General features: G+C 59.2%; 18 protein-coding genes and 2 pseudogenes. 10 read left to right on the forward strand and 10 right to left on the reverse strand.

Going from position 1 to position 26,158, the window contains the following annotated elements:
* Positions 1-322 precede the first annotated feature (322 nt).
* Complete coding sequence (locus P6U29_RS31080; RefSeq protein ID WP_407114157.1) at positions 323-1,363, forward strand: nucleotide kinase domain-containing protein; 1,041 nt, start codon at positions 323-325, stop codon at positions 1,361-1,363.
* 9 nt (positions 1,364-1,372) lie between these two features.
* Here the strand turns inward: P6U29_RS31080 and P6U29_RS31085 are convergent, their stop codons facing one another.
* From P6U29_RS31085 to P6U29_RS31095, 3 genes are read right to left on the reverse strand one after another with little or no spacing between them, the layout of a single operon-like run.
* Positions 1,373-3,046: a hypothetical protein gene (locus tag P6U29_RS31085; protein WP_407114158.1), complete on the reverse strand. Its 1,674-nt coding sequence runs from the start codon at positions 3,044-3,046 to the stop codon at positions 1,373-1,375.
* The gene (locus P6U29_RS31090; RefSeq protein WP_407114159.1) at positions 3,043-3,693 is read right to left on the reverse strand and encodes a hypothetical protein; all 651 of its coding nucleotides are present in this window, start codon (positions 3,691-3,693) and stop codon (positions 3,043-3,045) included. Before P6U29_RS31090 ends, P6U29_RS31085 begins: the two co-directional genes overlap by 4 nt.
* Positions 3,690-4,142, reverse strand: coding sequence for a hypothetical protein (locus tag P6U29_RS31095; RefSeq protein WP_407114160.1), 453 nt, complete (start codon positions 4,140-4,142; stop codon positions 3,690-3,692). The genes P6U29_RS31090 and P6U29_RS31095 overlap by 4 nt, the downstream gene beginning before the upstream one ends.
* A 125-nt stretch (positions 4,143-4,267) precedes the next feature.
* Between P6U29_RS31095 and P6U29_RS31100 the strand changes: the two genes are divergently transcribed.
* A complete protein-coding gene (locus tag P6U29_RS31100) occupies positions 4,268-4,573 on the forward strand; it encodes a hypothetical protein (protein ID WP_407114161.1) in 306 nt (101 codons plus the stop codon).
* Positions 4,570-5,751, forward strand: coding sequence for an ImmA/IrrE family metallo-endopeptidase (locus P6U29_RS31105; protein WP_407114162.1), 1,182 nt, complete (start codon positions 4,570-4,572; stop codon positions 5,749-5,751). The genes P6U29_RS31100 and P6U29_RS31105 overlap by 4 nt, the downstream gene beginning before the upstream one ends.
* A gap of 745 nt (positions 5,752-6,496) precedes the next feature.
* Here the strand turns inward: P6U29_RS31105 and rpmD are convergent.
* Positions 6,497-6,679: pseudogene (gene rpmD / locus P6U29_RS31110) on the reverse strand (50S ribosomal protein L30); the annotation flags it as partial.
* A 329-nt stretch (positions 6,680-7,008) separates the two neighbouring features.
* Here rpmD and P6U29_RS31115 point away from each other — a divergent pair.
* Positions 7,009-8,508 (forward strand): phospholipase effector Tle1 domain-containing protein, encoded by a 1,500-nt coding sequence (locus tag P6U29_RS31115; protein WP_407114163.1) that lies wholly within the window; start codon positions 7,009-7,011, stop codon positions 8,506-8,508.
* 606 nt (positions 8,509-9,114) lie between these two features.
* On the opposite strand, the gene P6U29_RS31120 is transcribed toward P6U29_RS31115, so the two are convergent.
* The 3 genes from P6U29_RS31120 to P6U29_RS31130 form a co-directional block, all read right to left on the reverse strand.
* Positions 9,115-10,083 carry an NAD(P)/FAD-dependent oxidoreductase gene (locus P6U29_RS31120; protein ID WP_407119461.1) on the reverse strand — a complete coding sequence of 323 codons (969 nt, stop codon included), beginning with the start codon at positions 10,081-10,083 and terminating at the stop codon, positions 9,115-9,117.
* 8 nt (positions 10,084-10,091) lie between these two features.
* Positions 10,092-12,086: a LodA/GoxA family CTQ-dependent oxidase gene (locus tag P6U29_RS31125; protein WP_407114164.1), complete on the reverse strand. Its 1,995-nt coding sequence runs from the start codon at positions 12,084-12,086 to the stop codon at positions 10,092-10,094.
* A gap of 72 nt (positions 12,087-12,158) precedes the next feature.
* Entirely contained in the window at positions 12,159-13,184 is a 1,026-nt protein-coding gene (locus P6U29_RS31130) for a hypothetical protein (RefSeq protein ID WP_407114165.1), read from the reverse strand.
* Between the two features lie 503 nt (positions 13,185-13,687).
* Between P6U29_RS31130 and P6U29_RS31135 the strand changes: the two genes are divergently transcribed.
* Together P6U29_RS31135 and P6U29_RS31140 are read left to right on the forward strand one after the other, a co-directional pair.
* Positions 13,688-15,514, forward strand: coding sequence for a multicopper oxidase family protein (locus tag P6U29_RS31135; protein ID WP_407114166.1), 1,827 nt, complete (start codon positions 13,688-13,690; stop codon positions 15,512-15,514).
* Between the two features lie 12 nt (positions 15,515-15,526).
* Positions 15,527-15,784: a plastocyanin/azurin family copper-binding protein gene (locus tag P6U29_RS31140; protein WP_407114167.1), complete on the forward strand. Its 258-nt coding sequence runs from the start codon at positions 15,527-15,529 to the stop codon at positions 15,782-15,784.
* A gap of 657 nt (positions 15,785-16,441) precedes the next feature.
* Here the strand turns inward: P6U29_RS31140 and P6U29_RS31145 are convergent.
* The 3 genes and pseudogenes from P6U29_RS31145 to P6U29_RS31155 all read right to left on the reverse strand — a co-directional run.
* Positions 16,442-19,228, reverse strand: a complete 2,787-nt coding sequence (locus tag P6U29_RS31145) for a PQQ-binding-like beta-propeller repeat protein (RefSeq protein WP_407114168.1) — start codon at positions 19,226-19,228, stop codon at positions 16,442-16,444.
* Positions 19,229-19,257: 29 nt separating this feature from the next.
* Positions 19,258-19,671, reverse strand: a complete 414-nt coding sequence (locus P6U29_RS31150) for a hypothetical protein (RefSeq protein ID WP_407114169.1) — start codon at positions 19,669-19,671, stop codon at positions 19,258-19,260.
* 595 nt (positions 19,672-20,266) lie between these two features.
* Positions 20,267-20,472 (reverse strand): annotated as a pseudogene (locus P6U29_RS31155) (transposase); the annotation flags it as partial.
* Positions 20,473-21,229: 757 nt separating this feature from the next.
* On the opposite strand from P6U29_RS31155, the gene P6U29_RS31160 reads away from it, so the two are divergent.
* The 4 genes from P6U29_RS31160 to P6U29_RS31175 all read left to right on the forward strand — a co-directional run bounded on the left by P6U29_RS31160 (position 21,230) and on the right by P6U29_RS31175 (position 26,137).
* Positions 21,230-21,964: a tyrosine-type recombinase/integrase gene (locus tag P6U29_RS31160; RefSeq protein WP_407114170.1), complete on the forward strand. Its 735-nt coding sequence runs from the start codon at positions 21,230-21,232 to the stop codon at positions 21,962-21,964.
* 348 nt (positions 21,965-22,312) lie between these two features.
* Positions 22,313-23,470: a ferritin-like domain-containing protein gene (locus P6U29_RS31165; RefSeq protein WP_407114171.1), complete on the forward strand. Its 1,158-nt coding sequence runs from the start codon at positions 22,313-22,315 to the stop codon at positions 23,468-23,470.
* A 43-nt stretch (positions 23,471-23,513) separates the two neighbouring features.
* Entirely contained in the window at positions 23,514-24,770 is a 1,257-nt protein-coding gene (locus P6U29_RS31170; protein WP_407114172.1) for a LodA/GoxA family CTQ-dependent oxidase, read from the forward strand.
* Positions 24,770-26,137 (forward strand): radical SAM protein, encoded by a 1,368-nt coding sequence (locus P6U29_RS31175; protein WP_407114173.1) that lies wholly within the window; start codon positions 24,770-24,772, stop codon positions 26,135-26,137. The genes P6U29_RS31170 and P6U29_RS31175 overlap by 1 nt, the downstream gene beginning before the upstream one ends.
* The last annotated feature ends 21 nt before the right edge of the window (positions 26,138-26,158 follow it).

The following is a 26,158-nucleotide window of genomic DNA, read 5'->3' on the forward strand; positions in this document are numbered from 1 at the left end:
CGGCCTTCAGAAACATACTGCCCGCGTTTAAACGTTTGGCCTCGGGCTTCGCACCGCCGACACATCGCAGGAGGCAGCCCAGTGGCTGGACAAACACTGAAGCGCTCATCAAGCGCGTGCACTTAGTTCATGCGCGTGAGCTTAGCTGTCGCGCTTTTGCACAGGTCCTCACCTTGCGACCGCTAGGAGCGATTTTAAAAACTTGCGCCGCGGCATCAAAAAAGCGCCGTGCGGAAAAAAGACATGGACTGCGTTGAAGCTCTGGCAGCGCAAGCACGGTTATGCAAAACAATAGTGCCGTGAAGCACAGATTCGAGATATGATGCCAACTGAACTCGCCCCACGGCTTCCGCTTGATCCGCCGGCAGCGAACCGCCACCGCGGTATCGTCATCGCGATCGGCAACAACCAATTGCGGACGACGCCGGTCTTTGACGCCTATTGGGAGTTCGCGGCCGAGCGGCAGCGGATCTTCTTTCGCCGCCTCGCAGGGATGTCGGGTGCGCTCACGACCGATCCGGTTCTGAAGCTGTTCAAATTCACGAACGCCTATCGGGCGTCTGACCGCGTGAGCCAATACCTCCTGCGCAATGTCATCTACCGACCCGACCTGCCGTCTGATGCGCGGAACGTGTTCTTTCGCACGATACTCTTCAAGCTGTTCAACAAGATCGAGACGTGGCAGCATCTTGAGTCGGCCGTCGGCAAGATCACGTGGGAAGAGTTTGACTTCGCGCGTTACGACAGGCTGTTGACGAACCGAATGAAGGCGGGCGAGACCATTTACTCCGCCGCGTACATCATGCCGTCGGGGGGCAGCGTCTTCGGACACAAGCTCAAGCATCGCAATCATCTCCGGATGATCGAGCATCTTTTCGCCGAACGGTATCCGGAAAGACTGTCCGACTGCAAAACAATGACGGACGCGTTCGCGCTCTTGCGAACGGTGCCCTTCGTGGGACCGTTTCTGGCCTATCAGTATGTGACCGACTTTAATTACAGCGAGTTGACCAATTTCGGGGAAGACGAGTTCGTCATGGCGGGGCCTGGTGCGCTGGATGGCATTTCGAAATGCTTCCTGGGTGCGGACACGGTGAGATCCTCCGATGTCATTCGCTACATGTTCGATCGTCAGGAGGAGCATTTTGAGAAGCTCGACATCGATTTTCCGAAGCTTTGGGGCCGGCGCCTTCAGCTTATCGACTGCCAAAACCTCTTTTGCGAGATTTCAAAATACGCGCGTGTGGCATTTCCCGACTATCTGGGCGTAGCGGGCAGAACGCGCATCAAGCAGAAATACGAACCCACGGGCCCCCTGCCCGAGCCTTTCTATCCGCCGAAGTGGAAGATCACTGCTCGATAGGGCGCCGTATCACGTGGCCATGTCGTGTATATCGGCAATGGCCGTCGCGGTGCAGGTGACCCTGTTCGTATCCCGGCTGAAGGCGATTTTGTAATCGACGGCCTTCAACTTCCATGCGCGCTGCTGAACAGATTTTGCCGCCTTGACGTAGACGAGGTTTCCGGTGCCGAGCCGCACCTCGATTTCAGACCAGAGCTCGGCAGAGTTCTGGTCCAATCCCAGCGCATCGAGAACAGCGCGCTTGGCAGCCACGGTTTCGGCGCACCGGTTATCTCGCATCGCCCACTCCTGTTCGGAGGGTCCGAGCAACGGATCTCTCGCGCGCATGCTCAATTCCGCCGAACCCATGCCGAGGCCGACGCTGATGCCCTGAACGCCGGGGCAAACGGTTGGAGAGAAGGAAAGGGTCCGGCGGTCGAGATCAATATGCACCGTGCCCTGCTTTTCATTGGAAAGCTGGAAGAACATATCGCAACCGTCGTAGATCGCGTCTTCCCATTCCCAGAACGTATTCTTGGCGACCTCGAGTCCATCGACATAGGCGCGGAGCATCTTTAACAGCTTGAAATTGATCAGCGTACGTTCGGGGAACAGGCGCGTCGGCGTGCCCACGATACACCGGCCGGCGGCTTTGGCCTGGCGGTCGCCTTCTGAGTGGATGGCCTTGATCACCAACTCCTCGACGACCTTGGCGCGGCCACCGTCTTCCACTTCATCAACCTTGTCATCGCGGCTTTTGCGCTTGCGCTTCATCAACCCGCGCACGACTGGAGACCAGCCGAGATGTCCGATGAACGCCAGATGGATGGCGTCGTGAAATCGATATCCGTCGTCCTCGTAATAGTTATCCGTCAGATCATCGCCGAGCGGCTTGCCCTCAAAATACATCCGGGATTTCTGCGGGCCGATGCGCACAAAGGCAACATCGAGCTGGCGCGGGAACTGTTCCTTTGCGTCGCGATCCGCATCATGCAGCGGCGTCGGCGCGCCGCGCTCCGACCGGAACTGCACTTTCCGGCAGTTCGATGCAATAACTTCATCAAGCGAAAGGTGATAAAGGCTCGCGATTGCCGAAAGATGCCAGGCGACACCGCCAAGAACAATGGTCGGCTCCCTATTTGCCACGTTCGTATGCAGTGCGGCTTCGGGAGCAGGCAGCACGGTCCGCATTAATTCGGCGCCGTGCTGCCAGAGAAGCGCAAGGCACACTTCGAGTAAAACGCGGCCGTCCGTGCGTGCGGTCTTGTATGCAAGCCGCTGGTAGTCATCGAAGGTATAGCCGTCGGCGGGTGGAAATGCCGCGGCGCCATCAAGAAAGGCTTCTCGGTTGGCGGGATCAAGCGAACGCTCGATCATGTGGGCGCGGTCGTCGCTGCCGCCGATCTCGGCGCGCATCGCCGCGATGTTGTGGGAAAGAATGTCGACATAGCCGCCGCTCATCACCTGCGCGGCAGAGTAGCAATACCAGAAGGAGTCGCCCAGCTCCTCCGTGATCTCGTCGTTCGGCTGGTCCCAATGCGGCCCCTCGCCGCCCTCAGACAAGATCTTCTTTTTGACCGCCGCGACCAGCGAGCCGATCTCGCTCACCAAACCGTAGAGTGCGATCGATCGCTGTTCATCGACGGGCTTGCCCGCAAACTGCTTGGTCTTCTCGACGAAGGCCGCGTAATCGACCGGCTTCATGCGCTGACCGCCTTAGCCTTGGCGGCCTTCTTCGCGCGCGGCTTTTTCGCGCCGATAAATTGCCAATGGGCGGGTTCGCCGATGTAGCCGCGCTGCGGCAAGGTCTGCAGCCACGCCATGACCTGCGCAATCTGGTCGTCGGTGAAGATGCAGCGGTGCCCCGGCCCTTTCTTGAGCACGAAAGAGAGATGATCGGGAATCTTGATGCCGAGCCGGCCCCAGTAGGCGAATTCGCGGCTGATCAGCACCCGGTCGGTGGTGCCGGTATCGCGGTGGAGATCGCCGAGAGATAGGCTTCCGTCTTCAAGACTATGAAAGGAGTCCTCCTGGACGAACTCCTCGCCGCCGTCACGGTGATAGATGTTGTCGCCGTAGCGCAGAACGGTCGAGCCACTCATCACCGCCTTCTTGCGGCGGAAGCGGCGATCCTGCCAGTAATCATCGAAGCCCATGACCTCGTCGACCCGCATCCAGTAGCAGAGATGGCCGGCGAGCTTCGGATCGACGGCGCCGGTGCCAAGGATATAATCGCCCACCTTGGCGATCTTGCGGATCTGCGGCTTGCAGCACGCAAGTGTGCAGACGCCGTGAAAGGGATTGGGCGCGAAGCCGAGATCGTGCTCGATGACGTAGGAGAAAAGGCTCATGACGCTTTCGCTTTTTCGTCGACGCACAGGTTGCGCTCCGTCTTAGGCTTGGGCAGGGGCTGACCGTTGGGTCCTTCAAAACAGTGCTGGTCTTCTTCCGTAACAACGACGCGGAATTTCTCGGCATCGGGGCCGATGATCGAGTAGGCGTATTTGTTCATGGCGTCCGACGGCTGGGCATCAGGCGCTGCGTCTTCGGGCCACACACAAACGGCGCGGCGCCCGCCCCGCTGCGTGGTCGCGAGGTCTGCTTCAAGAGCCGGATCGGTGCAGGTGTCTGCCGAGGCCAGGATCACCACGATCTCATCTTCGCAGTCGGGATCGGGCTCGCCGACGGCGTTGACCACCTCGATCTCATCACCAGCCATGCCCGCGTCTTCGGCGAGACGCTTGATCTGCTCGATCTCTTCGTCCGTCAGGTTCCGGCCAAGTATCGCGATGCGACGCATAATGGTCTCCATAAACTCTTGGGTTGCGGCCCGGCAAGATATGAATGCTCCCGTATTGGGAGCGTGGATTATTTTGACCTTGCCGTCAACAAAGAAGCTCCCAAAATGGGAGCTAGGAGATTGTTATGAGATTCGTGGGACAAACCGAGGTGGCGGCGTTTCTGGCCGGCTCGCCTGCTTACGATAGTACCGTAAAGGCTTGGGTCGCAGAGATGAAGTCGGGTCAATGGGACTCGGCGACGGCGCTTGCTGCGGATTTCCAACACGTCGACGTGTCGGCATTGCCGTGGGTGGCCTTCTACCTGCTGCCTTCGGCGCTCCGCATTCGCACCCTCATCGATTTCCGCATCGGCGTCGTCATGCTGCTGGCCATTGATTTATCCGCCGCCCGACACCGCATCCAAACTCAACCCTGGAATAGAGCATCGTGACCATCAAGCCGATCCGCAATGCTTCCGATCTGTCGGCGACGAAGGCTCGCCTCGCTAGCTTGCTGGCTAAGAACTCAGGCGATTTCGATGACGAGATCGAGGTCCTGACGACCTTAATCGAGCAGTATGAAGAAAAGTTCGCGCGGGTTGACGCACCGGACCCAATTGCAGCGATCAAATTTCGAATGGAAGAAAAAGGACTCACCCCCCGTCAGCTGGAGCCATTTATCGGATCAAGGGCGCGAGTATCGGAAGTCCTTACTGGCAAACGGAGCTTGTCGATCGACATGATCCGTTCGCTTCACGAGGGGTTGGGAATCCCGTACGCCTCGCTAGTCGCCCGGCCGAGAAAAACTGAAAGCGTCGACGAGATCTCCGGCAGCGCGATCCGGCATTTAAACACGCTTGGTTTCTCGCTCGACAGAGAGGAAATATCCCACTTCATCCCCGCCTCCCTTCAGCAAACCGCACCATCGGCCCTGCTTCGCAAGACCCGTACGCAACGAGCGGCCTCAAAGACTGATCAAGGCGCGCTCTTACTTTGGCAGGCCGCTGTCTTGCAACGCGCGGAAGCCTTGACGCTCGCCAACACATTCGATCGATCTGAATTCAGCCGAGCAACTTTGCGGAGACTTGCAAAGCTAAGCTCCAAGATAGATGGAATAAAGCGTGTCCTCGACAGCCTTTCGCATCTAGGCATAGCCGTGATCGTGATGCCCTCGCTCCCCGGCACGTTCCTCGATGGCGCGGCGATGGTCACATCGACGAATGCGCCGGTCGTCGGTCTTACGCTACGTTATGATCGGGCAGATAATTTTTGGTTCACACTCCTCCATGAGCTCTCCCACATCTGTCTCCACTATGAAGTGCTGGTCGATGGACATACGACCTTCGTGGACGACATGGAGATTATCAGTGACGATGTGCGAGAGCAGCAAGCGGACTCACTTGCCCAAGAGTCTCTGATTCCTTCTTCCATCCTGGAGCAAGTCGTCTGGAGCCCGGATTCGAGCTTCGATGATATCACGACGGTATCGGCGCGAGCGCTAGTTCCTGTAACCGTGGTGGCCGGCCGTTGGCAGCGGGATCACCAAAATTACAAGAAATTTTCCAGGTTAATTGACCGTAGCTCCGTTCGCGCTCTCCTGTTACCCGGCAAGGCCGCAGATGGCTCTTAAAGGACCATCATCAAAAATGGAGTCGAACGCGCCTTCCGACTTTGTGTCGCGCTAAGGGCTACAAACCGAATGCGGCCAGTCTCTTGCCAGAGTTGGAGACAATCTTCGTACCCTAGCCGCGAATATTCATAAGATCGCAAGCTTCCTTGCGTCGGGCGCCGTCATTGTTGACGATATAGCGAACGGTGCGGGTGTGCGCATCGATCCAGAAAAACAGATCAATCCGTCGTGCGTCTTGCCACAGCTTTCTTTGTTTGGCCCAAGCCTTGGTGAAATCCTTCTCATTCGGGTCGACTAACAGGAAGCCGCGGCCTCCCTCCGGAGTGGGCATGCCCGCGATCGCGAGGTGCAGGTCGATTGGCCCGCGGAGACGCGCGTGGCTGAGAATCACCAGGATATTGGGCTGCGCATGATCCGGATTCACGGCATCGAACTGGGCGGCGGCTTTTTCAATCACGCGTGCAAGCGCATGCGCGGTCGGGTTTTCACGGACGTCCTGCCGGATTTCACCTGGCTTGAGATCGTTGGGAAACACGAAAATGCGATCATCGCGCGGGGACTTAAGCTCACAGTAGCCCAGCAGTTCACCATTCCTGAGTATCTTGAAGTCCGGGCTATTTACCTTCCCCTCGGGCAGACGAGCGAGTTCAAGCCCCAGCCCCTTAAAAAGAAGCTCGCGCATGAGCGTTTCATCCGCCACTTCATCAATTGGCTGCGGCAGCATCAAGCGATGCGCTTCGAGCAACTCTTGGTCCGGAAAATCGATCAGATGCCTCGCTTTCTGAACCATTCCCCAGATTGAGCCATTGAAGGGTACTGTTGCTATGCGGCCAATTTTGTTGAGCCCAAGACCCTGCAGTGTTTTCCTTTGCGAATGATGCCGCCGGATCGGGCTTCGAATTTGCCGTACTCGGAAAAATCCCGCCACGACGCGCCTCCTTCGTTACCCGTTCCGTACTGCGATGTGCAATTGTCGCATCGCGTGGACGCGGCAGCGTGCTATTCAACTTGCAGCGTTAGCTTACTTATCACTGGCATTCGCCGCATGTTGTTGAAAAAGGCGATGTTTAAGCGCCAATACCGATCAAGCCGTTTACGCGACCGCCGCGTGTGAAGCTTAGATGACTTAAAGTAAGGGACATGACAATCCGCACGCTGTGCGCAAGTGGGCCAGCTCACATTTCGATACGCACAATCCGTGATATAGGTTGGCCTTTGGCGCACTTTGGGGGTTGGCGTGCGATGCCGAAGAATATTGTGATCTTTTCCGACGGCACAGGCCAGGCTGGTGGCATCAATTTCGACGAAGCCCGTACGAATGTTTACAAGCTCTACCGCGCCTGCCGGGTCGGCCCGGACACGAAGGTCGAACCATCCAAACAGGTGGCCTTCTATGATGCCGGTCTTGGTTCAGCGTCCGACGGCGGCCACTTCAAGATCGGCTGGATGCGGTGGCTTTACAACCTCGCCAGTATGGCGACGGGCCTTGGGATCACCCGGAACATTGTCGACTGCTATGCCGCGATCATTGCACTGTATGAGGAAGGCGATCGGATATTTCTCATCGGCTTCAGCCGCGGCGCCTACACGGTCCGATCGGTTGCCGGCGTCATGACCTATTGCGGGATCCCGCGCCATATGCCGGACGGCTCGCCCCTGCGCCGCGACCCAAAGAGCATCCACAGGCTGGCCGAGCACGCCGTCAAGGATGTCTATCAATTCTGCCCATCGTACTCACGCAAGATTGGTGGGTACCGCCAATTTCTGCTGGAGACGCGCGACGCCATCGCCGCCCAATTCAGACAGCAGTACGGCAGCACGATCACCGTCGCAGGCGCCGAGCACGCCAACGTCTTTCCCTACTTCATCGGCGTGTTCGATACCGTCGCCGCCCTCGGCCACAAATATCTGGCCTCGGCGCTCGTGACGTCGGGCATTGCGCTACTGATCGGCCTTCACTGGCTCGGTGGCTTCCTTCAGCCGGTCTTTCCATGGGCTGGATGGGGGGCCTGGATTCTGAGCTACCTTGGCATCGCCACAGCGCTGATCGCCTTTCTCATGAACTATCTCAAGATCGCGCCATCCTTGCCCGGCTATGGGTTCTTGAAGCGCCTGCGGACCGCGCATTTCGCGCCGCCAAAGCACAAATTCTACGACACGACCCTGAATCCGAACGTGGGCTACGCCAAGCACGCGATTTCCATCGACGAGAACCGCGCCGACTTCAAACGTGTCGGCTGGTCGCCCACGGCCGATAAGCAGGACGAGCGGGACGCACACGGCAACCTTTACTTCGAACAGGTCTGGTTTCCAGGCGTGCACGCCGATGTCGGCGGCGGCTATCTCGAGAATGAGGCGCGGCTCTCGGACGTCGCGCTCAACTGGCTTCTGGCCGGAGCCTCGCTCATTCCGGGCGGCCTGAAACACGACGGCAGTGTCCTACGGCTGTCGCCCGATCCCGCCGGCCCCCAACACAATGAGCAGGCGGGCGGTTTCCTCAAGGCCGGCGTGCGCGATCTTCTGATCGATCCCGAGAGTGGAGAATCGAAATCGCCGATGCACAAGTCAGTCTATCGGCGCTTCGAGGCGGGATCGGTTCTCCTCTTTGACCGAGTGGCGCCTTACCGGCCGAACAACATGAGGGTTCACGTCGACTTCAAGCACTATTTTGATGGAAGCGCGGCGCAGCTTCCGCAGTGCGTCGCCGATGATATTGAACAGAAGTGGGAAAATGCCGGCTACGTCGGGCGGCTCTGACCCAATACATCGTTGGAGGGTACTGCTGAGCGGCTTTCAAATCGTCCTGGTCTCCAGCGACACGAGCAGCGCAGATCACAATGCCGAGAGCGGGCTCGCCAACTAGCCGCCAAAAACACCGTTTGAAAAACCGTTTTAGTTCGGCTCTCTCAAACGGTTTCTCTCGCCAAGGTCTTGATTTGTATGGTGGGGGCACCAGGGCTCGAACCTGGGACCCGCTGATTAAGAGGCAGGTGCTATGAAGTCTGCTCGGGGCGGCTGGCGTTTTTGGCAAAAACAGGGAGACCAGCGGCATTCACTTTGGTCGATCCTTTTCATAGGTGACCAAGAAGACAACATATCCGAGCAAGATGAATAAGCAGGCCATGCGATTTGACTTCGGGAAGATTGGAATACAGCGGTTTCCGTAGTGCTCTGATGGCGCCCGATCCGCTCGTACGCTGCCAGGTTAACTCTCGGCAGGGCGAAAGGAAGCGTGGCTTGATTTGCAGGCCAACTTCGGAATCAAGATCAATTCGATTGTGAGCAGCACCAAGCAACCAGTCAAATTCGACCGCGATCAATGAGTAATCGATTTTACACGATCGCTTTTTTCTGGGTTAGGCTTCACGTCCTGAAAAGCGGTGTAGTGTTGTAGACGCTGAAGCGCCCTGCTTCGCAGCGAACGAATGTTGCGGTGACCGCGTCGGAATACAATCTAGCTGCGGTCGGACTCAATCGATCGGACGATAACAATGCACCCGCAGCGACCAACGCGGACGACAAAGCGTTAAACAGCCCCTGAGAGGCGATCGGGTCGAACGCCATCGCCGCATCACCCACTGCAATCCAACCTTCGCCCGCAGCTTGTGAGAGGATGCATGCGGATGCGTCCACGCGGAGTAGCGCGTGTCCAGCCGGTGTCCCGGAGGCGCGAATGCACCAATTCTGTACGCGCCCTTGTGGACCATGGATGCGGTAGGACCAGGTTGGTCCATCGCTGCGGTAATCGAGCCACGATGCGGAGTCGGCGGTCGCGTCGATGGCCGCATCCTCGACCAGTTCGGCGACCATGCGATCCCGGGCGGCCACGCGCGCTCCCCGACGCCGCGCGATCGCGGCGGCGCGGCCGGTGGCATCGACCACGATTTCTGCAAGAACGAGCTTCGTCCTCGCGGTGTCGCTTGCACGACAGATGACGCTACGGTCCAGCGTGACGCCGATTGCGCGAAGACCGCAGAACGTAACCCCGGCGGCGACAGCCTCGTCGCGAAGGCGCTCGTCGAAACGGGCGCGATCGACCACATAGCCGACGCGGCAGGGATGACGCAGAAAGTCCTCATAGTCGTGCTCGCCCGAGCGGCGGGTGCGCCGAATTCCGAGGCAAGCCCGGGCGATTGCCGAATCGCCCAGCAGATGTTCAAGTCCTAGCGCCGCGACGGTGACATGCGACGCGGGCGCAAGGAGCTCGAGGCGAGTCGTCCGAGCGGTGCCGGAATCCGCGACGACAACCGTGCGGCCCTTGAGGGCCAATAGGCGTGCGGCAGTCAGGCCAGCAGGCCCCGCACCGACCACGAAACAATCGGTGCGCAGCACGTCCAAGGTCAGATCTCGCCCTGGCGATAGGTCCGCTTCGGCGGCGGAGTCGTCGTGCGCGCGGCGCGCCTCTGCGCCAAGACTTTCGTCGTCTGCGGCGAGAACAGGCTCTCCATGTTTTCGACCGCGTGGTACTTCGGATCGGTCGTGACATCGATCAGCACGCCGTTGTCGCTGCGTCCCTGCTCGACGCGCACGTCCTGTACCGGCAAGGATGCAGGCGCGTTCTTCACCGGCAACACCATGCCGAGCTCGGACCATTCCGCAATCATGTTCGACAGGCGGTCATAGTAATCGTTGCAGCGGATGTCGCGGAGCCAGTCGACCCGGTTCATCAGGTGCTTGAAGGTCTGCTGTTGCGTCGCCTGACCGAGCGGCACGATAGCGGCCGCACGCAGATAATTTCCGTCCGCCAGAACCTGATCCGGTGCACGCGCTCCCCAGAACGTCGGCATCGACAGGAACGTCGAGGGGAAGTAGTCGGCCGCCGAATTGCACGAGGTATGATCGGTCTGCCAGGGCACGCCGAGGAAACGGGTGAGGCAGCCTGCGGCAACACCGTCGTGTGGGCCGTTCGCACCGGTGCAGACCGCCGGCGTGAGTGCACTCCCAAAATCCTGCCGCGCCGGTTGCTCGCCGGGCAGGATTTTCAGGCGATACGCCGATGTCCACATCAGAGGAATCCGCATCACCCATGTCATCTCCATCGCGGGATGGAACGGGCCGCCGACACAGTCGTGCAAAGGCGCGCGCTCGAGATGCGCGACCTGGACCTCGGGAGGCAGGGCGGAGAAGTCCTGCGGCCGCGCCGGTTCATTCGACGACCCGTCGGCGTCAAATGTTCCGGCAGCCCAGCGCTTGAGGTGCGCGTACTGAGTCTTGGTCACGGCAAGCAGCGAATTCGGTGGCTTCGGCGGGTTGCCGAAGAACTCGTCGACCGCATCGCCGAAGATCTGCGGGATCTGATCTTCGATCAGGGCGCCACCCGCACTTTGATCGCGAAACAACGCCAGTACGGCGGTGCGCCACGCCGCATTCGCAGGAGACGCGTCGTTGAGCTTCGCGACGACTTGCGGATTCTGCGCGTCGAGCGGCGAGCCAAAGCCATGTACGAGGAAGAGCCCGTGATTGACCCATTGCAGTCCGGTCAGGCGCTGAAACACCGGCAGCACGTCATTGGTGAACGAGGTCTTGACCGGCCGTGGAATCCATTCCTTGTCGTAGAAGACCTCCCGCACCACGTCGTCCATCGTCACGAGACCGAACAGGCCCGGCGCGTAATTCGGCGGCGTGACGCAGACATAGCCGGGCTCTGCATCGATCGGTGCGTGCCCCGGGAAAGTCACCTGCGCCCGCACGGGCCCGTCGCTGACGTCATCGTGCCAACCTGGATTATTGGCGAATGTGAGGGGCCGTGTCCCTCTGCGGAACGGCTGCGACACTCCGTTGCCGCCGAGGAAGATCAGCCGTCCCTCGTCGTCGGTGCGAAGCTCGCCGAGATAGACCGGCGAGCCCCAGAACGCGCCGTCATCCAGCCTGATCGGGCCGGCCGTCTGCCCCGTAATGCTTTTTGGCGCTGGAGTGATGTCGAGCTTCCACCTGGCGTTCGGCAAAACCAGCTCGCGGTTTCGCTGCAACGCGTTGTGGCTCAACGCGCCGAGGTCCATCGCCTGATTGAAGTCGTACCAACCGGCCTTGAGGTTCGCGATGTTGACGCGCCACTCGATCTTCGCGGATGCGGCGGTCACCTCCTGCACGCTGCCGTTCTTCATGTGGGCGTAGACGCGGAAGCGCGCGGCCTGGCGCTTGATCTCGCCGCTCGCGGTGCGGAAGTCCTCGACAAAGCGAGCCGGGTGCTCCGGCGTCGTGCCGGGCAAGGTCGGCGCGCCGCCGATCACTTCGGGACCGATAACGTAGTCATCGGCGCCTTGAGCATTGCCCACGCGGGCGATGCCGATCGGCGGATAGACTTTCAGCGCTGCAATTGCGTGTGGCTCGATCATTGTCTGATCTCGAGATCAAAAGGATTATCCAAAAAGCAGGGGCGGTCGCACGAGAATTGCCGCAGCCCCCCGTCAGCGCGGATGGTCCGGCTCCTCCATCGGCTGTCCGTTCAGGCTGCGCCTCACGGCGGCGGAGGCCGGGTAGGAGATGCGCCTTGCGTCGGCAATCGAGCCGAGCGGCCTGTTCTCGTACAAGGTCCGCCACGGCGAGAACGCAAGGCCCTCGCCATAGGCGGCCTGACCCGCCTGATCGATGTCTTGCGCCGGAATATCCAGCCGGGCGACGGGCGCGAAGGGAGAGATCGCCTCCTCCCAACGCTCGGTTGCGCGATCGAGGGGCGTGACGCTGTCGTCGACGAATGATTGCGCCTCCATCACGAAACTGATCGCACCGGCCTTGAGCCGCGCCTTGATATCCTCCGCGAGATAGACCGGGGATGGGCCCGGCGCGGCGGTCTGCACCGCTTGTGCGGCAATGAGACGATATTTAACGATCTCCTCGCCCACCGCATATGGCAGCGTGCTGTAATAACGCGCCGCCGCGAGACTTTTTTCTTCCTTCGCCATCTCGTTCAGGATCAGCAACGACCGCTTGTGGATCGCGGTGAAAGCGTTCGTTTCGTCTTCCGACGAGATCGCCGCCATTTCCTGCGCGTTGTCGACAAAAAAGATATCGCTGTTCTGGAAGATCAGGTCGGCCGTAGACGCGAGCGGATTGTCGGTTGCCAGCGTCGGGCCTTTGACCCCAAACAGCTTGAGCGCGAAGCCGAGCGTGTTGTTGTTCTGATCCGGAACGTTTGGCGGCACGTCGCTGGACCAGCGCATCCAAACGTCATAGGGGCCGCCTTGCCACAGCCCCTTGCGAAGCTTCGCTGGGCATTCGTTCGCGACCGTCAGCCTGCCTTTCGCGGCGCCGTGCTGCTTGCGGAAGACGGCACGTTCGGCGGGCTTCTCGCCGGCCTCGATGCGCCGCTTCTGAAACTTGTCGATGAACGAGGCCCGGATATCCTCGATCGGCTCGATCACCGAGCGTGGCGGCACGGTGTTCTGCGGAGCAGCCGCCGCACCGAGCCCGTGCGACCGAAAGCGATGCAACATCGGACGTCCTCCCGGATCACATAAATCGTTCGCACCAGAACTTCAGCGCTGGAGCCGCTCGCGGTACGGCACCCGGCGCCGTCAGCCTTGCGCGTCGAAATGACCGACCGGCACCGGCTGGCTTGATTCAATCTTAGCGTTTACTGTATATGACCATACACCTGACGCCCACCTGAAGTCCACGGCAAAGCGAAAGCCGAGCGTGTTGCGGGTCATCAAAGCCGGAACAATCACCATGTGCATGATGTGCGTGCATCGCGGCTCGGGCGTTCCCAGAATAGACTACTGACTACCATTCTCCTGAGCCGGAGTTGCCTTCTCAGCTCGCTTTAGGCGCGCACATGCACGGAGCGCCAAGAATGCCTACGTCTTCCCGTTAGTTGCGTCAGGAGAATGGCTGGTAATTCCTTGCCAGTCTTTCTGATGGGCCATGCGCAAGCTGACATTTTTCTTGCCTGCCTCACAAGCGCCGATAGAATAGCTTTGGTTGTGGATACAACGAGATGCACGGAGCAATGATGCTGTCTCGATGCAGTGTTTCAGCCCGCTGTATTGCTATTGTCCTCCTGGCGCTAATTGAGAGTGCCGGGCTTGCTTGCGCGCAGGTGCCTGTCACGGACCCGTGTGCCCCCTACCCGCGCAATCCGCAGCAGCGTGAGGCTTGGATCAAGGAGCTCATCACGAGCTTTGGCTTTGCCGATTTTCATGAACCTGCTGTCGTCCGACCAACGAACGAAAGCGCCCCCTACGAGCTCGTTGTGCAATACTCGAAGGGGAAGAAAATCGCAGGGTGCGAAATTGAGCTTCGCTCCTATAACGGCGATCTCGTTGGCTCCACCATTCGCGCAAGACCGGGTGATACGCTCTTTATCCGCTTGACGAACAAATTGCCGGGAGATGTGATGCACCATCACCCGCAGGATCCACATCCGGCTGACCACGACGGCGATTTCAGCTTCAATATCACCAATCTTCACACACACGGGCTGCACACCTCTCCTTCCGGCAATAGCGATAACGTTTTCCTGGAAGTACGGCCGGAGAAGTATCCGGGTGACCCCAAAGCCACGCAGCTGTATCGGATCCACATCCCCGACAAACATCCGACAGGTACCTTTTGGTATCACGCTCACTTTCATGGCAGCACTGCCGTGCAGGTTTCCAGTGGGATGGCAGGAGCTCTCATTATCGAGGGTGGTCAGGATGCAAATGGCGGGCTGGATGCTGTACCCGAAATCAAGGCCGCCGAACAAAAAGTGTTCGTTCTTCAGCAGATAAGGTTTGGACCTGACGGAAAGCTTGAGGACTTCGACAAAGCAATTCCGGACCGGCAGTGGTCGCGTAACATCACTGTAAATGGCGTGTTCGTTCCGACGATCCGGATTCATCCGGGCGAGGTGCAGCGATGGCGCTTTGTTCATGCGGGCGTCGAAGACAATATTGCCCTGGCACTCGACGGCCATCAGCTCCATGAAATCGCAGCAGATGGACTGGCCTTGGGTCGCCGGGTGGACTGGCCAGCGGCCGAGCCTTCTCAAGAAGGTGTCCGCGAGCTGCTGCTCGGTCCCGGCTACCGAAGCGACGTTCTGGTCAAGGCCGCTCCTCTCGCCGCTGGCGAGACCTCGAAGGAGTACTTTTTGCGAGACGGCATGTTACCTCCCGCCCTGTCGTTGCAAGCAGCAACGGCGGCAATTCGGGTCGCGCAGTCAAGAGCCGCCTTCAATGCGGGGGATCTCATTGCTGATATCGGAAACAAACCGCAACGCATCATTGCACGAGTGCTCGTTGAGGGCGCCTCCAGAGACATGGCATTGCCGAGTAGCGAAGAGCTGCGTGACCGCGTCCCGAGCGATCTCGTTCCGATCAGGGAAGAGGAATTAGCTGACGCGGAGCAGTCGGTGCGCTTCGATGGCATGAGCCGCCGCTCCTGCACCCCGGACGGCAATTGCCCGATATGCCAGACAGAAACTCCCGACTGCAAGCTGCATTTTACGTCGAATGAACGGGTTTTTATGCCCGAGCATTCGCCCCGCATGCTCAAGCTGGGTCAAGCATCCAGGTGGACCATCACTGGTGATGGGATTTTCCCTCATCCCTTTCATATTCACGTCAACCCGTTCGAAGTAGAGCGCGAGGAGCCTGCGCAGGATGGCAAGATGCAGCGGGCGAAACTGTGGAAGGATACGATCATTCTGCCAGCCGGTGGCCAACCAAGACCGATAGTCATCAAGTCTCGATATATGGACTACGAAGGAGAGTTCGTCATGCATTGTCACATCCTCGGGCACGAGGATATGGGAATGATGGAACGCGTCAAAATTGTAAAATAAGGACCCTGTCTCATGGCCAGCTATAACGTCACCATCAAGAATTTCGCTTTTTCCCCGTCGCAAATCGAAATCAAACAAGGCGACAAAGTCATATGGACAAGTGAGGATACTGTTGCACATACCGTAACGGCTGATGGTGGCGAGTTCGACAGCGGCGACATGGTCAGGGGTGACCCGCCGTTCGAGCATACGTTTGGAACGACCGGAGAAATCCCGTATCACTGTGACCATCACGGCGGAATGAGGGGAAAGGTTACCGTAAAGGCATAGAAGGGAGGCCTCCTCACCTTTGGAAGGGCGTCCTGCACAAGTCCGAGAGATTTGTCTCTGGTTCGCCTGCGCGCCAAACCGGCCCTCAGACGAGGACGGCCGGTCCGTTAGAGACGAGACTATCTGTAAAGCGCCAAGTGCGGCGGCTGGCTTGGTTATTGATCTGCGAGCTGGATCGTCCGGAGAACCACTGAGTCATCCTCGGTCTCGAGCGTAACCGTGTCTGTGGGCCCCACGATCCAGAATTCGCCTAACCCGCGTTCCCGCCGATTGCCGTTGATGATTGTCGTGAGCTTTCCTGCCCTCAACTCATAGATCAGAAAGCCGCCTGTGGCTTTAAGCGGGAGCGAAGACCCTGCCCCAGCCGCTGGCGGCGCCGCCGTAGTTGAGCCGGCCACGCGTGTGCCAGGGCGCAGACTTATTTCCTGATAGTGAACTACCGGCACATCCAGACCAGCACCACCCGCTTGTGGCACTGCAGCTGGCCGGTTCCTTCCGCCGACGCGTTGAGCGGTCAGCGGGCCGGAGTAGCGGTCGCGAGCGAAAATGCCTGCCGTATTTGCGGCAGTTTGTGCCCAAGCGGGCTCGCGAGACAAGGAGAGTATGGCGAGGACGATGAGGACGCGAAGTGGGACGCTGCTCATCGATTTTCTCCGGTTATCTGGCCGTTTCGAGCATGTAGAGTACGCCGGCAGTTGTCGCAACGAACACGCGGCCATCGGCCAAGACGGGCTCGGTGAAAATGCGGTCACTACTGTTACCGGGGTCAAGATCGATGTCCGCGAGGATTTGCGGACGTGGAACGAGTCTGAAACCGTTCGACACGCAGTCCGCCTGTGAGACCTCCGGATTATCGCATATCGACCCGGCTGGAGGCCAGACCGACGGATCTGCGAGCACAACGAGGTGCCCTTGGGCAGTGCCCAGGAACACGATGCCCCGCGTGATCGTCGGCGGCCCAAGCTGGTAGGCCGTATTTTTCCTCGTGCCCGGGATGTCTGCTACCCACCGCACTGGACCAGAAGGCCCTACGCAGACGTCGAGCGCATGCAACCGGGTGAACCCGGGCGGTACCTGCCCGGCTTCCACGGTATAGCCACCGGTGGTGGTGATGAACGTGTCGCGCCAGGCAGCGCCCGGAATCAGATAGCGCGTGTCACCGTGGGTTCCGCTTGTAAACGGGATTCCCGTTGGAGGAAATTGCCAGCGTACGACCGGATTTCCACCCGCACCGGCACCCGCACGCGCAGCATAGCTCCAGCCATCCTTCTGCGTCGAAGCAACCGTAGCACCGCAACGTGCGTCCAGCAGGGTAGGACCTGACGCCCAATCGGGATCATCGTCCATGTTGAATGGCACCGGCTTGAGCTTCCAGTCGAGTGCGCCAGTTGCGGCATTCAGTCTTAGCAGACTTAACGAGTGATCGACACTTGGCTGCGGTTGACTTCCTCCGTTCCAGAGCCGCGCATTACCGGTTGTCGCGTAGATTGCATTGCCCACCAGTCCCCCCGCCAGTGAGGACCAGATCCCGCCGCCACGCGTGCTCGTAGCCTTGAAATCGAAGGAAGCAACGATGTTGCCGGAATTGATGTCGACCGACGCGACACGCCCGTTCTGGATCGGGCTATCTGCATGGTTTGCGATCCCCACATACACACGATTTCCGATTACGAGTGGCGAGGAGTAACCGATATTCTCGTGCAGTTCTCGCCCGTCGCCTGGTGTGAGCCCATTGAGAGCCGCGATCTCTGGAGACTTCCAGATCTCCGCACCGCTCGCGGGATCGAGAGCAAAAAGCCGACCGCTGCCCAACCTGCGTCCGACAGATTGGTCGGGCCCCCCGAAAATAACTGCATCTCTCTCCCTGACCGTGCCGACTGACGCGCTCGCCGGCAGTCCTTCGGAAGAAGGGTTATGTGCGGAGACTGTCTCATATTGCGAGCGCAGCGCAGGATCGCCTGCCTTTGGATATTGCCAGAGCAGATTGCCGCTCGCCGCATCGATAGCGTAGAGCCTGCCATTGCCGTTTCCGATGAAAACACGCCCCTGGTGGACGATGGCAGATGCACGGAAACTGCGTGGATCATCCGGTGGCCGGAATGTCCACTTTACCTTGAGCGTCTTGACCTGTTGCGGGTCCGCCAGTGGAGAGTAGAACGGCTGCTGCGCGTCCCGCAGTCCACTGTGCCGGAAAGCAGGCCACTCCCGCGAACAGACTTTCGGATCACGGTCTCCACAGCCGGCGTTGGCGACGTAAACGAGATCCGCCACACAACGTCCCATCGACTGCACCACTGATATCTTCTCGCCTTCCTTTATCGCGCGCGTCAGAGCGACCTGGGCACCACCTCCATCCCCGATTTCTTCGGCCTCTGCGTAAATGCTGATCCTTGATCCGGGGACGAACTCCACTACCTCGATGATCGTGTCACCCGGTAGCGGCTGACGAATCTTTGCGGCCGGCAGCTGGCTGCAGGGCTTCGCCGGCGTCTTCGGTCCCGGTGCACTGGCAGTACACAGTGCCTGGGTTGCCCAGTAGCTGCCGGTCCCCTTCCCGCGAGGGTTCAGTCCAATCTGCTGCGCACCGCCAGGAGTGGGCTGTCCCCCGACCTGGTTGGGATTCGGTATCATGTTGTCAGTGAACACCTTGATATCGGCGCCATTGAGCAGCGGACTCGATGCCGGCCCGCGCACCACAGCAACGGGGGCACCTTCATACACCGTGTCAACTACCGGCCCCGGTAATGAGGACGGCTGCGACTGCACAATCTCGGCGCGCGACACCGGACTGACATCGCGGCAAATTCCGGACTGCGCGGTGATGCGTTGCCCCTTCCGAAACGCGGGGTTCACGAACGTATAGGCAAAATCCGCGTTACCACCTATCTCGGTTTTCGGACCGAAACCACCGCCCGCCAGCGGATCCTCGGCAAATACTTTCCACCATGCCCCAGGAATTACGTCGGCAATGCCGACAGCACGTCCGCAATCGTAACAAGGCGCCGGATTCAACCGCGGCTGCGGCAAGCCTGCCGGATAGTCATCTTTGTAGGACGTGACCGTCACCGCATTCGAAGGCTTGCTTTTCACTCCACCCACAACCTGGACCGCAGTGATGACTTGCCCGATTTCAAATGGCGCCGCGACCTTGATCGGCTGATTGGCGATCTCGGACGCGATGGCAGAACCGACAGGATTTGGCTGGCCAGCAAGGTAGATCTCAATCTGCGCATCCGGAACGTAACCGTTTACGACTACTGTCTGGGCGCATTCGTAGATCGGTCTTGTGAGCAGGATCGGCGAGATTACCTCCGGATTGTTTTGAAATCTTCCGCCACCCGGTTGCAGATGCGAATCTCGCTCTGGCGCTGGCTGTGCGCTCACGACAGGGCAGCCGATCATCTTGGCGCTCACGATGATGGAAATGATCAAACGAACCAGCATGCGCCCCTCCTTTCCCAAATACCGCGCAATCAGCGCCGCGCTGACGAAAACACAATCATTCGCGCGACAAAGGGGCGTTCCCCGCCCGTATTGTCGATTGTAATCCGCCGGTCGTGATCGAGCGGAATAACGGCGCCGGGCCGCACCTGCTGGGGCTTGCCGTCAACAATCAGAGTCGCGTCACCGGCCTGCACGTCCAGCATTGCACGACCGGGCGCGGTAAGTTCTTCGGAGGCTTTACGCGCACCGACCAGCAGGTCGATCACCTCGACAGTCCGGCCTCCCGCGTCACCTTTGAAAATTGATCGGCTGAGCAGCCCGGGAACGAGTTGTCGATACTCGCCAGGCACATCGACCTGAGCAAAGGCACTTTTGACTGGCACAGCTATCGAGATGGATATGAGGACTGCGCCGCAACAACGGGAACGGATCGCCAGAAGCATATCATCCACCCAAATAAGAACACCAAATCTTGGCCATCAGACTGCAGGCCAAACCTTCAGACCTGTCGCATTCGGACATGCCGTGTTAATGTTGGCTTTGAGTCAGAGCTACACACTTCTCGAGATAAAGCGCCTCTGGAAAAAGGCCTGCTCACTTCCCTTGGCACCACTTGAGAAATCTCTTTCGGGGCCAATAGATTTGCGACTGCATCTCGAAATCCTTTCGTTAATCTACACTTGCCGAAGCTTAGAACTTGGAAAAATGCCCTGGCCCGCGACTGGTATCCCCCCGAGCGGCTGCGCAATGTTTAGTTGGTGACTGTTTGTCTCACCTTCCAACCGGTGCGTAAAGCTTAAGTAGCAACAGTATTCGCTCACGCTTTAGCAGATTTCAATCCAAAAGAGCGACAGCACCGCTTACTATTATTGCGAGTTCTGACCTGCAGGCGCTGGCAGCAGCGGTGGCCACGCACCCTGCGCTCAGATGGCCACGCCTCGCGGCATGACGCCACCAACCGGCTCTTGCTCTCTTCGCTTCAGGATCAATCGCGTCCTGGCTTGCTACGCCTTGTCTGCAATCGTGGTTTCAAATGTGGGTTTTGCTGAGGAAGTGCGCCGCTCCCATGTGAGCCTTCATCGTGCCGAACAGATGTTCGACTGTCTCTCGGCGCTGACGCATGGCTTCTGGGTTTGCATCAAGACGCTGCTGCACGGCTTCGAGCAGATGCTCATGCTCCCACCGTGTAATTCGCCGTCGGGTCCAGTCGTGCATTGTGATTTGAGCGAGCACGTTGAACAGGCGGTTGGGCGCGCGGAGATTCCGACTAACATACGAGAAGTCATGCGATGGTATTTCCCTCAGCATCGCCGTCTGTACAAGTCGGCTCGAGGGAAAACGTCGATCCTTTTCGTGGCTAGGCGCGAGTGACCCTGCCAACGCCTTTGGTCGCCCCACCTCGTCGTCTAGTCGTTCCGTCTTCAGGCGCTCCCGGTGGGCATGGAATGCCTGTACACTGCCACCTTCGCTTCGGCGTCTCTAAAGACCTTCCGCGTGGCCCGTTTGTCAGCAACGTCCACACTGCGCATCGCAGCCCTGGTCGGGGGCAAGCCCCTTGCCGTCGATCTATCTGCGCCAAACGGAGATGACAAACTCCGCAACGTTCTGGGTCGGAGCCAAACCAAGCCCCGCCAGTCCTTTGGCGGCAATGAGGAGTGGCACATTCACGGGGAGATGGAGGACTATCTCCGACGCCGGACTCTCCAATGATCTAGAAGAGAATTCCGTTATAAACCATATCGGTATTGACATCGCAAGGTGCCGGGAAACAACATCAAGATTGGCGGTCTCAGAAAAGTTGTACCTGGAGAATGTCCCGCCGACATGGACTATAGATGGCTGCGGTGGGGCAACAACAGCACGCTCGCGATCGAGCGGTGACATCATCTCCCGTTTTCGCTAGAGACGCCGGAACAGGGTACGTTCGTAAGCGCTGTTCAGCGGCCACCTACCGGATGACGGTGCGATCTGCGAGTCTGCGGTTCGGTTTCGACCGTTCCCTTGAAGAAGGCAACAAGAGATGATGGTCGCAAGGTTGTCCATTATCTGGAAGCCCAAGGCCTCAAGTCAGCCACGATCACAAAAAAGATCGGCTGGTTGAACGCGGCAGTCAATCTCGCCATTGACGAATCCAAGCTGCAGTTCAATCCATTCTCGCGAATTGTACCGAAGAATGACGACGAGGACACCCGACTTCCTCTCTCGGAAGCCGACATGAAGCTTTGCCACACTGGGCTGGGCGATTTGGACGAAGCCGATCAGCTGCTTTTCCGTGTCTTGGCATCGACGGGCATGCGCCTCTCAGAAACGTTTGAGATCGACGATGAATTTGAAGAGCGAGGCTGTAGGTTCACCATCGTCAGAAAGAAGTCGTTGACTTCCAAGAGGCGCGTTCCCTTCCCGAAAGTCTTGCTTCCTTACCTTCCGAAGCGAATAAAGCGTCCGCTCTTCTCGGATAGCATCCCGGCTGCGACAAAGCGGCTGAACAGGTTTCTGGACAATTGTGGAATCAACGATCCCGACAAAGTCGTCCATTCCTTGCGCCATCGAGCTCAGGATCGCCTGCGCGCTGCTGGCTGCCCGCAAGACTATGGGTGGGCGTTGCTTGGACACGAAAAGAAGACGGTTGCCGAAGGCTACGGCGAGGGTTTCCCGGTGCCATTGCTCGCAAGTGGATCGATCGGATCGGCGCATAGCAAAGGTCATGGACCTCCGATCTACTTAATCGTCGACTGATTGTCCTGCTAAGACAACGACCCGACCTTCGCTCGACTACCGATACCGACATTCGCTTGAAGGGCCATTCAGGGTGGTTGAGCGCCGCATGATGCGTAGGCACCGCTCTCCGAAGTCCACAAGAGCAACATCACTTTCTTGAACGATACGGGAATCCGGGCCGCGGCACTATGCCACTATTTGCTCGCGACCTGCCCGGATCCGCTCGGCCCGGTTGACGTCGGATGCAATTGCTCGACGAACAAATATTTTTCGCGCCTAAATTGCTGTCGCTCCGACCAACCTTTGGTTGCGATCTTCCGCGCGCCCCGCTATCATTCCCGAATATTGAAGTGATGGTGAGTTATTATGGCGACAAATTATTCTCCCCTGACCATCAATCGCCATCTTGATGCCCGCCTCCGCAGCATTCAGACGGCCGCTATCCAGGGCGATGCCGCGCGCCAGGAACTCGGCGGGCTGCTGCAGCACGCCTTACAGCTGGAATTTGCGACGATCCCGCCCTATCTGTCGGCGGTTTTCAGCCTGACAACGGCAAATACCAAGATCTCCGAGTTGATCCTGCGGGCGGCCATTGAAGAGATGCTTCATATGACCGCGGTGGCCAATCTCATGAACGCCATCGGCGTCGCGCCCGACATCGTGGCCGCGGTGCCCGACTATCCCTGTCAGCTGACCATTCTTGACCCGCCGCTCAAACTCGATCTCCGTTCCTTTTCGTATGATCTGGTCAAAGATCTTTTCATGCAGATCGAAACGCCGGAGGACCCAGTCCATTATCCGATGGCCCTCGCCGCAGGTCGGCCCAGAACAATCGGGCAATTCTATGAGGGCATCATCGAGATCATCGATCGCGACACCATTCCCGGCTTGTTCGATCACGCCACGCGCGACGCGTACAAGCAAAGGAAGGTCGTTCCGAATTTCAGGCCGATCGCCTATCTCAGCAACCGGGACACCGACACCTACCCGCTGAAGAACGACATCAACTTCAGGATCACGGACAAGGTGTCCGCCGTCCGGCATCTGCGCTGGGTCGTCGGTCAGGGCGAGGGCACTGCCCCCTTCAACCCGCTCACCGCTGAGGGCATTCCCGCGCACTTTTACCGGTTCGAGTCGATCATCAAGCAGCGTTTTCTCATCAAGGACGAAAGGGTCAAGACACTCGGATATTCCTTTTCGGGCGGCGATCTGCCGTTTGACGAGACCGGCGTGCACGAATTCCGCACCAACGCCAAAACCGCGGACTTTGACGCTTATCCAACGGTCAGTCGGCAGATGACGCGTTTCAACGATTACTACGCCAGCATGATCAACGCGTTGCAGCAGGCTTTCAACTGCCCGGCTCCCGATCAGCAAGCCCAGGCAAAGGCGGCCTATGACGACGCGATGGCGACCATGCAGACCATGCCCAATGTGGCCTCGGCCATCATTCAAAGCGCCCAGCAGAAAGGTGTAAAGGCCGGCATTCCATTCGAGTTTCCCAAGCCGCCGTCGATCTCCTGACAGCATCCATCGATATGCGTCCCCAAACCGGAGGTATGAATCCATGGCATTCCCAGACGATCTGACAGATGTCGCAGCCTTCAAGATTCATCCGGCCATCGGCTGTGCCCGGCTCGCCAGCAACAAGGATTATTACGAATTCTTCGACTACGAGAAAAAGCGGCAGACCGACCCGCAAAGCGTAAAGTACATGTCGCTGCGTGACGGCAAGCACTGGATCATGCGGCAGGCGGTGAGGTTCAGGATATTCGCGTACGACAACCAGGGCAGCGAGATCGGAGAATTGACGGGCGATGTCATGACCAAGCTCGGGCTGCGCGCGACCTGGACCGCGAATGTAGCCAATCGAAAGCTCAACGTTTGGTCCCAAGGAGCAACGCCCGCCGTCGAGGCGCAGGCTTCCGCCACCGCAGGTGAAAGCAAGCGGCTCGAGGGCGACAATCCCTGGCGCCCGGGGGGCAAGGTCTGGCTCGGCGACATCACGGGCGATGGCCTGTTCATCCCGCCGATGGGAGGGGCATATCGCAAGACTGCCAACACCTCTATTCCACCCTACGGCAATCACAGGAAGGACAATGGCATCCTCGACACCACATCCGATGGCTCGATCAATGTCAGCCTGGCTGGCGCCGGCGGCATTCCGATCGTGCCCGCTTGCGTCATCGTCGCGCCGCAGGATCACTCACCCGATGTAGGCCCGGGCCAGATCGACAATTTCCAGAACAAGGATTTCGTGAGGGAGACGAGGACGCTTCTGAACATACCGCAGAACGCCAGCCTTACCGGCACCGGCTACGCCATGGACATCGCGATGATGAAAACCATGAATGCCGATTACAACCCAGGCATGGAAATCTGCCTCGACGGCGGACCGGCGTTGCCCAATCCGGCCAGCGCGTTCTTTGCGCGGGGACAAGCACACATCGATGCCAACGAGATCCGGCCGAGCTATGCGACCGCAAAGCCCGGCCAGTTGACCGCGGGACTTTGCTCGGCCTGGCAGACCGATCTGAGCGCCTGCCTGAACTACTGGACGTCGACCTATCCCAATGATGTGTCATTCACCGCGGCGCCGAAGACGCGGGTTCTTGCGCGAAAGCAATTTGCCGCCGCCGGCCCGCGTATCAACGACCCCGACTGGCTCAACGCCAACATCGATTTGATGGAAATCGCCCGCGACGTCGAGGGTGACATCAACTTCCTGCATGGGACGGAGCGAGACGCCAATGACACCGCCGGCGACGTGCCGGTGGCCCCATTCCCGGTGGAGGCCGAGAAGCTGCCGCCGGAGACTTCGTGATGGCCTCCGCCAGTCCCGTCGAGGAGATCGATCGCCACGCTAACACGCGGCCGCGCTCGGCAAAGCTCCATCTCTTCGAGAGCGAGGTGGGGCACTTCGCCCTCGATGTCGAGAGCGGAAATATCCATCCGCTGCCCGCGGGGCATGCCAACGTCCTGGACGCAACGTTGCGTCTGGGCGATCCCGGTCGCGCCGAGTTGACGGCTCTCGCGTTCGGTATCGTAACCCCGGCGGCGATGCCGGCGGGCGCGCCGGCAAACGTGCCGGTTAAGGCCATATCGCTCGCGGTTGCGCAGACGTGCAACCTCGGCTGCACCTATTGCTATGCGCAGCACGGAACATTCGGGGGGACGGCAGGCAGCATGCCCCCCGATGTGGCGAGGGCCGCGGTCGACCGCCTGGTTGGAGAGGCCGCTTCAGGCGAAAGCCTCATCCTGGCGTTCATGGGCGGAGAGCCGCTGGTCAACCGGAAGACGCTGCACGCATCGACTCGGTATGCCGCTGCCGCTGCCGCCGCGCGCGGCATCCGCATCGGCTTCACCATGACGACCAATGCCACCTTGCTGAACGACGAGGACATCGCGCTGTTCGAGGAATACGGCTTTACGCTGACAGTCAGCTTGGACGGCTTGGAGGCAACGCATGACAATCTTCGGCCGTTCCGCTCGGGCAAGGGTAGTTTCGAGCAAGTGGCAAGGAACGTGAAAGCCCTGCTGGCGGCCGAGCGGCGGCGCTTTCGCGTATTGGCCCGCGTCACCGTGACGCCGAAGAACCTGGACCTCCCCGAGATCATGTCCGGCCTGCTGGATATGGGTTTCGACGCCATCATGTTTTCGCCCATGGTCAGCGCGCCCAGCGGCAAGGACGAGATGGACGCGGCTGACCTCGATCAGCTGCTCGAGCAATTGATCAGGTGCGGCGACATTTTTCGTGACAGCTTGCGACAGGGCCGCATCCTGCCGTTCTCGAACGTCACCACTACCCTTCAGCGCATCCATTTTCGACAGCGGGAACAGTATCCCTGCGGCGCCGGCGGCGGATATATGGGCGTGTCGGCGGAAGGCGGACTGTATGCGTGCCATCGCTTCGTCAATGACGAAGATGGTCTCATGGGCGATGTATTCACCGGCGTGGATCAGAGCAGGCAGTCCGATTGGCTCGATAGCCGCCACCTTCAGAAGCAATCTCCCTGCAGCACGTGCTGGGCGCGCTACCTCTGCTCCGGAAGCTGCCACTACGAGTCGATCAAGCGCGGGCGCCCGGCCTGCGACTACATTCGCGGGTGGTTGAATTACTGCCTCGTCCTTTACACCGAACTGTTGCGGTCGAATCCAGACAGCTTGGAGCGTATCCTGGCGATTCATTGATTTCTCTTGCTGCGGACGAAG

The sequence above is a fragment of the Bradyrhizobium sp. LMG 9283 genome (assembly GCF_045571415.1).
Lineage (GTDB): Bacteria > Pseudomonadota > Alphaproteobacteria > Rhizobiales > Xanthobacteraceae > Bradyrhizobium.

What these genes read in the sequence shown, in the direction of transcription:
- P6U29_RS31085 (WP_407114158.1), bottom strand. Translation starts at nt 3,046, where the DNA reads ATGAAGCCGGTCGATTACGCGGCCTTCGTCGAGAAGACCAAGCAGTTT.
- P6U29_RS31140 (WP_407114167.1), top strand. Translation starts at nt 15,527, where the DNA reads ATGGCCAGCTATAACGTCACCATCAAGAATTTCGCTTTTTCCCCGTCG.
- P6U29_RS31165 (WP_407114171.1), top strand. Translation starts at nt 22,313, where the DNA reads ATGGCGACAAATTATTCTCCCCTGACCATCAATCGCCATCTTGATGCC.
- P6U29_RS31125 (WP_407114164.1), bottom strand. Translation starts at nt 12,086, where the DNA reads ATGATCGAGCCACACGCAATTGCAGCGCTGAAAGTCTATCCGCCGATC.
- P6U29_RS31095 (WP_407114160.1), bottom strand. Translation starts at nt 4,142, where the DNA reads ATGCGTCGCATCGCGATACTTGGCCGGAACCTGACGGACGAAGAGATC.
- P6U29_RS31175 (WP_407114173.1), top strand. Translation starts at nt 24,770, where the DNA reads ATGGCCTCCGCCAGTCCCGTCGAGGAGATCGATCGCCACGCTAACACG.
- P6U29_RS31170 (WP_407114172.1), top strand. Translation starts at nt 23,514, where the DNA reads ATGGCATTCCCAGACGATCTGACAGATGTCGCAGCCTTCAAGATTCAT.
- P6U29_RS31145 (WP_407114168.1), bottom strand. Translation starts at nt 19,228, where the DNA reads ATGCTGGTTCGTTTGATCATTTCCATCATCGTGAGCGCCAAGATGATC.
- P6U29_RS31130 (WP_407114165.1), bottom strand. Translation starts at nt 13,184, where the DNA reads ATGTTGCATCGCTTTCGGTCGCACGGGCTCGGTGCGGCGGCTGCTCCG.
- P6U29_RS31100 (WP_407114161.1), top strand. Translation starts at nt 4,268, where the DNA reads ATGAGATTCGTGGGACAAACCGAGGTGGCGGCGTTTCTGGCCGGCTCG.
- P6U29_RS31150 (WP_407114169.1), bottom strand. Translation starts at nt 19,671, where the DNA reads ATGCTTCTGGCGATCCGTTCCCGTTGTTGCGGCGCAGTCCTCATATCC.
- P6U29_RS31080 (WP_407114157.1), top strand. Translation starts at nt 323, where the DNA reads ATGCCAACTGAACTCGCCCCACGGCTTCCGCTTGATCCGCCGGCAGCG.
- P6U29_RS31090 (WP_407114159.1), bottom strand. Translation starts at nt 3,693, where the DNA reads ATGAGCCTTTTCTCCTACGTCATCGAGCACGATCTCGGCTTCGCGCCC.
- P6U29_RS31135 (WP_407114166.1), top strand. Translation starts at nt 13,688, where the DNA reads ATGCACGGAGCAATGATGCTGTCTCGATGCAGTGTTTCAGCCCGCTGT.